We start from the raw sequence: 12,032 nt of genomic DNA on the forward strand, positions 1-12,032 counted from the left end.
GAGGTAGGGATGATGAGAGTACGCTATACTCGCGGCCAGAATCTATTTAATGTGTTCAATCTATTGTTTCTAACCGCTCTCGCTTTGGCTATGTTTCTGCCGTTTCTGAATGTGATTGCCCAGTCCTTTAGCAGCTCTGAAGCAATTATTAATGGCAGGGTAGGCTTGCTGCCAAAGGACTTTACGGCGATCAATTATCAGTACGTTTTCAGCGATCATTCCATTTGGCGGGCGTTCGGTGTCTCCGTCTATATTACGGTGCTGGGCACCGCTATCAATCTGATTGCGACAGCGTCTCTCGCTTATCCGGTGTCACGGCCGGAATTCGTAGGACGCAAATATATTGTCATGATGGTATTGTTCACTATGGTATTCAGTGCCCCTCTTATTCCAAACTTTATCCTGATCAAAAATTTGGGTCTTATGAACTCCCTTTGGGCACTTATGATTCCGGGCGCCATCAGCGCTTTTAACTTTTTCGTGATGAGAAGTTTCTTCATGCAGCTACCTCAGGAGCTGATAGATTCCTCCAGAATCGATGGGTGTGGTGAGCTGCGGATCATTGTCAATATGGTACTGCCATTATCCAAACCGGTAATGGCCTCATTGGGGATTTTCTACGCCGTAGGGCACTGGAATACGTACATGAGCGCTCTGTATTATATCAACAAGCCTTCTTTATGGCCTCTGCAGGTGATGTTGAAGAAGCTCTTCGAGACGGACGATATCAGCATTGATCCGGCTTCCTCAGTTTATAGTTCTTTGGCCCACACCTCACCTGAGGGCATTAAAATGGCTGTTATCATTGTCGCTACTATTCCGATTATCATGATTTATCCGTTTCTTCAACGCCATTTTGTTAAAGGAATGATGGTCGGATCCGTCAAATCCTGATCTAATATAGTGTGGTAGAATAGGAACGCGTTAAGCGAGACGAATCGGAAGGTGGTATCCATGGATGAGATGTGTATTAATCGTAGACGACGAGCCCATGATTCGAAAGGGACTGTCTATCATGATCCAGCAATGCAGCGAGCATCCGTATAATATCAAACTTGCTCAGAATGGCGAAGAGGCAATTCAGCTCATTATGGAGGAACAGCCGGATTTTCTTTTTACAGATATCCGCATGCCCAAAGTCGACGGACTGGAGTTATGCCGGCGGTTGTCGGAGATGGAAACGGATATTCAAACCGTTGTTATCTCAGGTTACGGTGATTTTGAATACGCCCGCCAATGTGTGTCTTATGGAGTGAAAGAATATCTCCTGAAGCCCGTGAGCAAAGTGAACCTTCAAAATGTGATCGCCAAACTGGAAGCGTATAGAAAGAAGCTGGAGAGTTTTGTTTCTGTCGCTAAGATTGATGAATGGGTCATGCGTATGGATGATGCCATCTGGACCTTGGATAAAGAGAGGTTGTACCTTGTACTTCAGGAATGGGAAACTGACTTCCTCCAGCGCAAGATGAGCCGAAGTCAGCAAAAAGAGCTTTTGGAAGAGGGCTACGCCTTGCTCGTGAAGAAGCTCCTTGTCAATTCGGTCATACCCGGTAAAAGCGTGTTAGACTTGTCCGCAGCAGCTGGACCTGAACAGTTATTCCACTGCTTCGCAGAAGCGTCAGCAACTATATTGGAAGAACTCCGTAGAAAGCGCAAGGGCAAAGCGAAGGATCCGATAGAGGAAGCTAAAGCATTCATCGAAAAGCATCTCGCCCAGGAAGTATCGCTCGAGGAGGTGGCGGAAGTACTTGGTCTAAATGCCTCTTACTTCAGCCAGATGTTTAAACACTCGACGGGAGAGACCTTTGTACATTACCGCATCAAACGTAGGATGGAGAAGGCCAAAAGGTTGCTTGCCGATGCAAGCTTTCGGATAACCGATATTTCCTATGAGGTCGGGTATGCAGACCATCCCCATTTTACGAAGACATTTAAGAAGTTTACCGGGCTGGCTCCTTCTGAGTATCGCAACCAGCTGGGGATAGATTGATGAGAAAAAGTCTGTCGAACAAGTTGTTTGCCTCCTTTTTGACCGTTATTCTTCTTTCCTTGTCCATGGTTGGATTTATCTCCTATTTTCAGGCTTCGGCTGAGCTGGATAAATCTTCAGAGAAGTCCATTGCCCAAGTCATCCGAAGCGCGTCCTATCAAACAGATCTGTATTTGCAAAATTATGAAAAGGCTAGCGACTCCATCCTGTCCTACAATCAAGTCAAAGAGTTCCTGGATATGGACCCGGAGGATAGCTACTCCTACTATCAATATACGAATGACATACAGAAGTATTTGTTTCGATCTTTGTTTATTCTGTATCCCCAGATTAATCTGATGTACGTTATCGGTGAACATGGCAAGGCCATTAGCGACGATAACTTAAATCAAGCGCATAGCCTGAAGTTTCATCCGCAGGAACGCTACCGCTTCTTAAGCGAACATACGCCGGAGAGCGGCCGCATCACCATTCTCAACACGAATCTGATGAATGAAGGGGATAAGAACATTATTACAATGGTCCGCCGGATCAGAGGAGTCGCTTCCTATCGCCCGAAAGGTATAGTAGCCATTGAATTTAAGGCAGAGGATCTGGCCCGCATATGGGAACCTCTTGATCTGGGACAGGGCGGGTCCTATTTTATCATGGACGAATTCGGTAAGCTCCTATACCGGGCAGAAGGAAACAAGAACTATCCTGAGTTATCTGCTGAGCACATTCAGAACGTATTTCAACACCCAAATGACTCTGTCATGGAAAAGATAGGCGGGAAAGAGTATTTGTTCGTGTCGAGAAAATCCGATTATTCCAATTGGCAGCTTGTAGTATCCATACCGGTTGGCGAGCTACGCAAGCCTATTTCTACCATTCGTACGACCACACTGGTGGTGGGGGCTCTTACGCTTGTTGGCACACTATTGCTTGCCATCTGGTTCGGACGATCCATCACGAAGCCGATCCTGATTCTTAAGGAAGGGATGAGGGAGACGGAAAAAGGCAAGTGGCGCAGGCTTGAGATGAACGGTCGTCAGGATGAGCTGGGGGGATTGATGCGTAGCTACAATCTCATGGTGACCCGGTTGTCTGAAATGATTGAGCGGGTATACGAAGCGGAGCTTACAACCCAGAAGGAGGCTCTGGAGCGTCATCAGGCTGAATTCCAAGCACTCCAGCTGCAGATTAATCCACACTATCTATATAACACTTTAGAGACTATTAAATGCTACGCGGTTGTTCAGGATTCGGATGAAATTACAGAAATAGTGGAAGCTATGGCATTTATGCTGCGCTACTCTATCCAAACCAACCTTGAGGAGATCAGGATTGCCAATGAGCTTAATCATGTTCTGAGCTACATGACGATTCTCAAACACCGGATCGGCAGGGAGTTCGAAATCGACGTTGTGATTCCACCGACGCTGCTACTGGCTAAGATGGTCAGGCTGACACTTCAGCCCTTGATCGAAAATATTTTTCAGCATGCGTTTCCTGAGGGAATTGAAGACAGGCATTATATTCGAATTGACGCCAGAATTGAGGGAGATCGGTTTCTAGTTTTCATAGAGGATAACGGAGCAGGGATGTCCCATGAGCGGCTTGTTAAACTTCGTGAGAAGCTGAATCTGAATCAGCTGGCGGATACGGAAGGAGACTCCCTCTATCATACCGGTGGGATCGGGCTCATGAATGTGCACCGGAGAATTCAAATGGTGTTCGGTGAACAATACGGATTAAGCGTCGAAAGCGTGGAGAATGAAGGTACTCGGTTGATCTTATCCATGCCTGCGGAGTGAGAAAATAGATGTGTTCAGACAAGACTATTACTAGGAGGAAATTAGCAATGAAAATTGACTTAACGGGTAAAATTGCGCTTGTTACAGGGTCCAATGCAGGGATAGGCCGGCAAATCTTGCAGACCTTGGCTGCTTCCGGCGCAAAAGTGGTTGTAAACTATTTGCTTGGTTCTGCGGAGGAGACGGTCGAAGGAATCCGTCAGGCCGGAGGAGAAGCTTATGCTTTTCAGGCAGACGCAACAAGTCCAGCCCAACTGGACAATATGGTGAAGGAAATAGAGGAGCATTTTGGCGGAACCATCGATATCCTCGTCAACAATGCGGGCGGTATGATCAATCGGGTCCCCAATACTGAAATGAACGAAGAACATTACAATAAGGTAATGGACGTCAATTTTAAATCATGCGTGTTTGCCTGCAAAGCTGTAGCAGCGGGAATGATTGCCAAGAAAAGCGGAAAAATCATCAATGTATCTTCCCTCGCGGCTCATGACGGCGGCGGACCGGGGGCTTCCGTTTATGCAGCAGGTAAAGCTGCAGTATGGTCTTATACCAAGGGACTTGCCAAAGAGCTGAGTCCTCACGGAATTAATGTAAACGCTATCTCGCCCGGATTTATCGGTCAGACCGCTTTCCATGCCACCTTTACCGCGGATGCGGCAAGACAGGCGACGATTGCGAAGATTCCGCTGGGCCGGGAAGGTGTCCCACAGGATGTGGGCAATGTGGCACTCTTCCTCGCTTCAGAGCTGTCGGATTATCTGACAGGCGAAATTATTGAAATTAATGGAGGCTTGTTCATGCGATGATGAACCTTAAGGAGAAAGCAGATACTTTTTCCTGGGTTGGTCTCGAGGTGGATAAATTGAAAATGGAGCTGGAACCCTTCTGGAAAGAAGAGATTCTGCTCCCGACAGAACCCGGTGGTTGGTGGCACCAATATGTGTGTCCCCAGCATCATACTGAGCTAATCTTCGATGCTATGGAGCGCAATGCGGTTGTCTTTGCTTGTCCGAAGGGCTGCAAGCTGGAAGGTGAACCCTACCGGGGAGCATGGTTGGTATACCGGCATCAGGCGATGGCGCGATATGCACTGCATGCTGCCGCGGTATTCGCCGCAGACGGGGAAGACTTCTATAGCGGCTTAGCCCAGAAGATTCTTGTCGGATATGCAGAGCAGTTCCCCTTGTATCCGGTACATCCCGATGCTCAACCCTGGATGCTCAGTGGCCGTGCCTTTCATCAGGCGCTGACAGAGGCTATCTGGTCCACCACGCTTATTCGGGCTTATCTGCTGCTTGTGGATCATGGAGTAACGTTCACTGGGGAGGAAGAGGTAAAGCTGCAAGTGTTCTTCTCGATGCTGGAGGAGAGTATGGAGCAATACCGCCACATCCTCATTTACGAGAAGAAGAATGCAGAGAACAATTATACCGCATGGCTGAACGCTAGCCTGGCTTGTGTATATGCCGCCAAAGGTACCAGAGAAAGGCTTGCTTCTTTGCTGGAGGGAGAAGGCGGATTTTATCATCATCTGTCCATTGGCGTGAAGCCAGATGGTTTTGAATTTGAAGGCAGCACGTACTACCATATTTTTGTATTGCGGGCTTATCTCATAGCAGCCGAGATGTACGGGCGCTTCGGGGTTGACCTCTATGCTGCCAAAGGAGATCAGGGACAATCCATCCGTGGCATGTTTCAGTTGCTGGTAGAGCTTAGCGGCGATAACGGGGAGCTTCCAGCCGTGCATGATGGTCCTTATGCGCGCGTTCCTTTCGCCCGAGAAATTGCTGAAGTATTTGAAATAGGTATTGCGGTTTACAAAGACCCGAGTCTCCAGCCAATACTGGCGAATGCTTATAGGTATCTATATGGACAGGAATTAAGGACTGGTCTGGAGGCAGTGTTGTATGGAGCAGGTGAGAGTAAGGAACTTCAGACCAGTTACAGAGTGAGAGACTCTGTCCTACTGCCGGATTCCGGATTCGCCGTGCTCCGCCACCCGGGCAATCCGTTGTCCGTTCTGGCGGATTTCGGAGAGCATGGCGGATCACATGGGCATTTCGACAAGCTTCATATTACGATTATGCACCGATGGGGGGAGGTTGCTCCCGAGCTGGGTATGGTTCCTTATGGATCTGTTTTGCGCAAGGAATGGTATTCCGAAACCGCGAGCCATAACACGGTCACCATCGGAGGCTGCTCCCAAGCTCCACATACCGGAAGCTGCTGTCAATTCCGCCAGGAAGGCAACGCTACGTACTTATGGATTCGCTCAGACGGCGCCTATGAAGGAGCTGTTCTAGACCGGCATCTTGTTTTGGCCGACGGTTGGCTGCTGGATTGGTTTCATGTTGAGCAGGTGACGGAGCGGAGTCAGGAAGTAGACTTATGGTTTCATCCGACGGGACATTTGCTGTTACCGTTCGACCCTCACCGTGTCCAGAAGGATTCTCCGACAGTCCTTGGACTGGAAGCGGGTTATGGCTCAGTAGAAGTACTGTCCGCAATGAAAAATGAGACGGAATGTACGTTAAATACGGAGTGGAATATCCGTTATGATGGAGTGAGCACCGGCCGGGAGTATGAACTATCCACGAGTACTCTACTGGCGCCCAGCTCCACTATGTATGAAATCCGCACACCGGGTAATGCCGAAGATCCGAGTAGATTGCTAAGAGGCATTATGCTTCGGCACAAAGGTCCGTCGGTTGAATTTATTACGGTTTATCGGGACGGTCACGAACCTGCTGTACTGAAGCTAGTGAGTCAGGTGGGCGAACCGCCCCGAATCCAGATAGCAACAACTGGGCAAGTAGTGGTCTATTGCCTTGACCCTAAAGAGGGACTGATTCAGGAAGAGTCCCGGAATACGGAGGAGTAGAGATGTTAGAACCTTTATTTCAACCTACCAGCGGGGTACTCGACCTGTCATATGGGCCAGATGAAAATACAGATGTTGGAGAGAATCCTCCACGGTTTACTTGGATGCCTGCATGTCTGGAAGAGAGTATGTATGAGCTGCAGATCTCCTCAAACACTGGATTTGAGTCTGAAGGTACGTTGACCTACAGTAGAATTCCCTATAATTTGTTTACCCCGGATAAGCCGTTGGCGCCCGGCTCGTATTATTGGCGATACAGTCTTATCGGGGAGAATGATATCAGATCCGAGTGGAGTAAAGTAAGAGCTTTTGTGGTGGAGGATGAATTGCCGCTAACGCCACTGCCTTCCCGAACAGAACGATATTCAACTGCTTCCGCCAACCATCCGCGGCTTTGGCTTCAAGCGGAGCAACTTCCGTCTTACCGGGAAGTTGTCCGCCAAGACCCCATTTCAACTGGCTGGGATGACTTCCTGAAGCATTCCGTTCTACCCTGGACAGAGCGCGATCTTATTCCAGAACCTGCACCGTATCCAGATAATAAGCGTGTCGCCAAACTATGGCGGCAGATGTATATGGACTGCCAGGAAGTTTTCTATGCTGTCCGGCATCTTGCTATAGCTGGAGTTGTGTTGGAAGACGAGGTGCTTATCGCCAAAGCTAAAGAGTGGCTGCTTCATGCTGCTAGCTGGAACACGGATGGTACCACCAGCCGGGATTACAATGATGAATGCTCCTTTCGCATAGCCGGAGCGTTGGCATGGGGCTATGATTGGCTTCACGGCTCTCTTACGGAAGAAGAACGCCTTAAGGTAAGGCAGGCGCTACTGCGAAGAACCGGGCAGATCGCATTCCATGTCATCGAACGTTCCCAAATCCATCAAGTTCCTTATGACAGCCATGCGATCCGCTCTTTATCCTCTGTACTCGTCCCCTGTTGTATTTCCATGTTGGGTGAGGAGGAGAAGGCGCAGGAATGGCTTGATTATACGCTGGAGTACTTCTCCGCCATGTATACCCCATGGGGTGGCAAAGACGGCGGGTGGGCGGAAGGTCCGATGTATTGGACCACTCAGATGGCGTTCGTTACGGAGGCGCTCAATTTAATTCGCAAATACATGGCAATCAATTTCTATGACCGTCCTTTCTTTCGCAAAACCGGTGATTTTCCGCTCTATTGCTTCAGTCCTGATACCGTGAGGGCCAGCTTCGGCGATCAATCGTCGCTGGGAGATCCGGTCAATCTCAAGACGGGCTTCAATATCCGCCAATTTGCCGGTTTAACCGGAAATGGGCAGTACCAGTGGTTTTTTGAGCAAACTAAGGAACTGAACCCTGATACCCAGATGATCTTTTATAACTACGGCTGGTGGGATTTCCGGTTCGATGAGATGGTTTATCGCACGGATTATCCGCAGATTTCTTCAGAGCCACCGGTGGCTGCAGAACCTCTGAAGTGGTTTCAGGATGTAGGATGGGTGGCCATGCATCATCGGATGGAGGATCCGCAGGAACATATCATGCTGTTGACCAAGAGCAGCCGTTACGGCTCTGTGAGCCATAGCCATGGGGATCAAAACGCCTTCCTGCTGCATGCCTTCGGCGAGCCCTTGGCTATTGAAAGCGGTTATTACGTTGCATTCAACAGTACGATGCATATGCAGTGGCGCAGGCAGACCCGCTCCAAGAACGCAATTCTTATTGACGGCAAAGGCCAATATGCTGGCACGGACAAGTCGAAGAACATGGCAGCCTACGGCAAGGTGTTGAAGGCGTACAGTACGCCCGGAATCAACTACACGCAAATGGATGCCACCGAAGCCTACCGCGAGAATGTACCCTATATCAAGCGTTATGTGCGGGAAATCCATTTCTTTGATAGCGCTTACTTTGTTATCACAGACAGTGTTGATCTGGAACGTCCAGGAAAATTGGATTGGCTGTTTCATACGCTTTATCCTATGAAGCTGAAGGATCAATCTTTTAAAGTAAATGGTAAAAAAGCTCAAATGGCGGGCAGATTTGTCTATAGTTCCTCGGGAGAAATGGCACTTAGTCAAAGCAATCAATTTACCGATGTAGATCCCAAGGAATGGGAAGGGCTGCCCGAGCATTGGCATTTGACTGCCTCTACCCAAGAGGCTGTAAGTCATCGGATCGTCACTCTTCTAATTCCCCAAAAAGCAGGAAGCCGGGATTACGTATCGTACTTTATGGACGATCAGGACCATGGGGTTCATGTCTACTTTACGAATCAGGGAATTACCCACCGGGTTGAGATCCCAAAAGCTTATTAGCCTTAAAATATCTTCATTTTACGTATACACCCCATTGTACAAGGAGAGGGTTATATTATGAAAAAATGGATTGGCATCTGTCTGGCTACCGTAATGGGTGCTACCGTTATTGCAGGTTGCTCGAACAAGGACAAAGAAGAGACTGCCGGAGGTTCGTCAAATACGCCGCAGAAAACTGAATTCTCGATCTCGATGCGGACGCTGGCTTTTAACTATGTTGAGAAATCCCCCGACTTGAATAAGGACAAATGGGTGAAAAAGCTGGAGGAGATGACAAACACAGACTTGGATATAGTGTTGGTTCCTCATAAAGAGTTCGAGCAGAAAATGGTGCAGATGTTCGCCACTAATGATATTCCGGATGTCGTTCAAGGCTCGGGCGGCGTAAATGGCAAGGAAATGGCTGGTTCCGTTGAAGCTGGTGTGTTCATGCCCTTGGATGATCTGCTGCAGCAAAACGGCCAGAACCTTTTGAAAGTAATCCCGAAGGAAGCTTGGGAGAACGTCACCTATCAAGGAAAAATTTACGCAATACCGGAGTTTCTGTCCAATCCATCCCGCCGTGCGACTTGGATTCGTAAGGATCTGCTGGATCAAACCGGCTTGCAGGTTCCAAAAACGGTTGATGAGTACTTGAATGTGTTACGTGCCTTCAAAAAGCTGGGGATAGAGAACCCTTATATGGGCCGTCAAGATTTCAAATATGCTGATGCGTTCTTTGGCGCTTATGATGTTTTTCCGTACCTGACTATGTTCGAGGAAGTAAATGGCCAGATTCAGCCGAAGTTTATGGATAGCGAAAATATGATGAAGGCGTTACAAACCTACAACACCATGTATACAGAGGGTTTGATCAACAAAGAATTCGCTACTATCAACCCGACCAACTACAAGAATGCGATCCTCTCAGGCAAAGCCGGTATGTGGACGATGAATGCAAACGAACTTCTACAATGGGAGCAGCAATTGAAGGCTTCAACGCCATCCGCCAAGCTGGAGATTATTGCTTCGCCAGTTGGACCTGACGGAAAAGGGGGTTCTTATTTGTATGGCTCCGCTACGCGCACCTACTTTATCAAAGAGGGGACGAAGAATGCTGCGGATATTGTGAAATTTTTTGACTGGATGCTGAGTGAAGAGGCAGAAACCTTCTTTACCTTTGGGATCAAGGATGAAACCTATAAGGAAGAGAACGGCAAAATCGTATACACTTCTCCTACGGATTCCGTTGCTGTAGATGAGGAGCGTTACCGTCAGTCTTTCCTCTGGTTGGTGCAGGATACTACGTATAACAAGGGTGCCCTTAATACGACAGAAGAAGGCAGAAGCTTGATCAATGTATATGATACTATTCTGGCTAATGAAGGCCGTGATGGAATTCAATTCGACCCGCGGCTTGATGCCTTGGTGAAGAATCCAGACATTGCACCTAACTCGGACACTGCTCCTCCGGTGCTGCTGACGCATATGGTAAAGATGGTATATGGGAAGGAGCCTATCAGCGACTGGCCGAAGGTTGTAGAAGAGTGGCTTTCCAAAGGCGGCAACGATGTCATCAAAGAAGCTACAGAAAAGTATAATAACAAAGTAGGCGTTACCATGCCACGCAGATAATTTTACCTTCCTGAGGAGCTGACGGTTAAACCGGGCTCCTCTTAAGGTTATAGAAGACGCAAACCATACATATTGAAGTGAGATCAGTATAGAATAGTTAAATATAAAGTTGACCTTCCAGTTCGTTAGATTTTGTTGTAACAATAGTACTGAAAAGGTATTATTAATAAGCAATATATTACATTTTTGAGAATTGACATGGCTTTTCATAGAATACTAGAGGAGTGTGAATGATGTTATCAACTACAGAGCTTAGCAAGCTGCACGAAGCGAATTACAGGGAGGACCGTTTAGAGGCACTTAATCATTTTTATGAGGATCTCTGTAATAAGAAAGTAGCCGATGGCTATATTTATTCTCTTAGTCGTTATGGAAAAATATTTGCTAATGGAGCGGGGGGACGCTTCAGTTACGAAGAAGATAGCGACCAAGAATTAAAAACGGATACTATTTTTCGAATCGCTTCTATTACCAAGCTGTTTACGGCAACAGCGATCTGGCAGCTGGCAGATGATGGAAAAATTTTTATGGGACAACCAGTTAGTTCTATTCTTCCGGAGTTTGATGCCGATCCTTTTAAGCCGATTACAATTGCTCATTTACTGACGCATACCTCCGGCATCGCACCTGATCATGGCACTATAAGTGATACCTACTATAAAAGTGCATGGTGGTATATTTATGAATCAGAGCTTGGAAAAGAAAACTGGATTAAAGCTGGACTTTCCTATGGCATTCGTTTTCCGGTAGGGACTCAATGGATGTATTCCTCGTTCGGATACGTGGTTCTTGGTGCAATTATTGAGAAAATAACAGGTGTTTTTGCAGAAGATTACATAATGGACAACATTGTAAAACCGTTAGGCATGACAGATACTTTCTTTGATATACCGCCTGAGAAAGCTGGTAGGATCGCTATTCGTTCGGAAGAAGCCAAGGAATATCTTCTGAAGCTGCAAAACGGGGAAATTACGGATGAAGAACAAAGGTCTGAGGAAGAAATCAAGACTCCCGGAACTGGTGGGGGACTGTATTCAACCGTTAATGATCTACAAAAGTTCGGAATCATGCTGCTTAACCATGGGGAATACGAAGGTGGTCATATCTTAAGTCGGATGGCTGTTCAGAGAATGACCAAGCGGTTCAATTCTGAAAAACTTCCAAACTACGCATGGGGAGATGGAGGAGCGGATAGACCATACGGTCTTGGGCCAGACCTTCGATATAATGAAAGTACATCTTATTCTGAAGGCACTTTTTTTCACGAAGGATGGGGGTCTTGTTCTTTGGTCGTTGATCCGGTAGAAAAGCTGATTGCCGTTTGGTATATCCCTTTTCATAAAAATATATGGGACGGTAGAGGGATTTTCGGTACAAACAATGTGATCTGGTCCGGACTCGAATAAGAATAAGATTATATGTTGTGAGATATCAAAGATAGGCAGGATGTG

General features: G+C 47.3%; 8 protein-coding genes. All 8 read left to right on the plus strand.

Annotated elements, in window-relative coordinates; all coding sequences use genetic code 11:
* The first annotated feature begins 9 nt into the window (after positions 1 to 9).
* Complete coding sequence (locus NYE25_RS00460) at positions 10 to 894, plus strand: carbohydrate ABC transporter permease (RefSeq protein ID WP_143759319.1); 885 nt, start codon at positions 10 to 12, stop codon at positions 892 to 894.
* Between the two features lie 64 nt (positions 895 to 958).
* The gene (locus tag NYE25_RS00465; RefSeq protein WP_076283151.1) at positions 959 to 1,990 is read left to right on the plus strand and encodes a response regulator transcription factor; all 1,032 of its coding nucleotides are present in this window, start codon (positions 959 to 961) and stop codon (positions 1,988 to 1,990) included.
* On the plus strand, positions 1,990 to 3,786 hold the full coding sequence (locus tag NYE25_RS00470; protein WP_341144820.1) for a cache domain-containing sensor histidine kinase: 1,797 nt from the start codon (positions 1,990 to 1,992) through the stop codon (positions 3,784 to 3,786). Before NYE25_RS00465 ends, NYE25_RS00470 begins: the two co-directional genes overlap by 1 nt.
* 47 nt (positions 3,787 to 3,833) lie before the next feature.
* Positions 3,834 to 4,595: an SDR family NAD(P)-dependent oxidoreductase gene (locus tag NYE25_RS00475; RefSeq protein ID WP_076283149.1), complete on the plus strand. Its 762-nt coding sequence runs from the start codon at positions 3,834 to 3,836 to the stop codon at positions 4,593 to 4,595.
* Positions 4,592 to 6,670 carry a heparinase II/III domain-containing protein gene (locus NYE25_RS00480; RefSeq protein WP_341144821.1) on the plus strand — a complete coding sequence of 693 codons (2,079 nt, stop codon included), beginning with the start codon at positions 4,592 to 4,594 and terminating at the stop codon, positions 6,668 to 6,670. The genes NYE25_RS00475 and NYE25_RS00480 overlap by 4 nt, the downstream gene beginning before the upstream one ends.
* 2 nt (positions 6,671 to 6,672) lie before the next feature.
* Positions 6,673 to 8,967 carry a DUF4962 domain-containing protein gene (locus tag NYE25_RS00485; protein WP_341144822.1) on the plus strand — a complete coding sequence of 765 codons (2,295 nt, stop codon included), beginning with the start codon at positions 6,673 to 6,675 and terminating at the stop codon, positions 8,965 to 8,967.
* A 57-nt stretch (positions 8,968 to 9,024) separates the two neighbouring features.
* A complete protein-coding gene (locus NYE25_RS00490) occupies positions 9,025 to 10,581 on the plus strand; it encodes an extracellular solute-binding protein (RefSeq protein WP_341062004.1) in 1,557 nt (518 codons plus the stop codon).
* A gap of 230 nt (positions 10,582 to 10,811) precedes the next feature.
* Positions 10,812 to 11,987: a serine hydrolase domain-containing protein gene (locus tag NYE25_RS00495; protein ID WP_341144823.1), complete on the plus strand. Its 1,176-nt coding sequence runs from the start codon at positions 10,812 to 10,814 to the stop codon at positions 11,985 to 11,987.
* Positions 11,988 to 12,032: the final 45 nt, after the last annotated feature.

This window comes from Paenibacillus sp. FSL E2-8871 (assembly GCF_038000345.1).
GTDB lineage: Bacteria > Bacillota > Bacilli > Paenibacillales > Paenibacillaceae > Paenibacillus_AQ.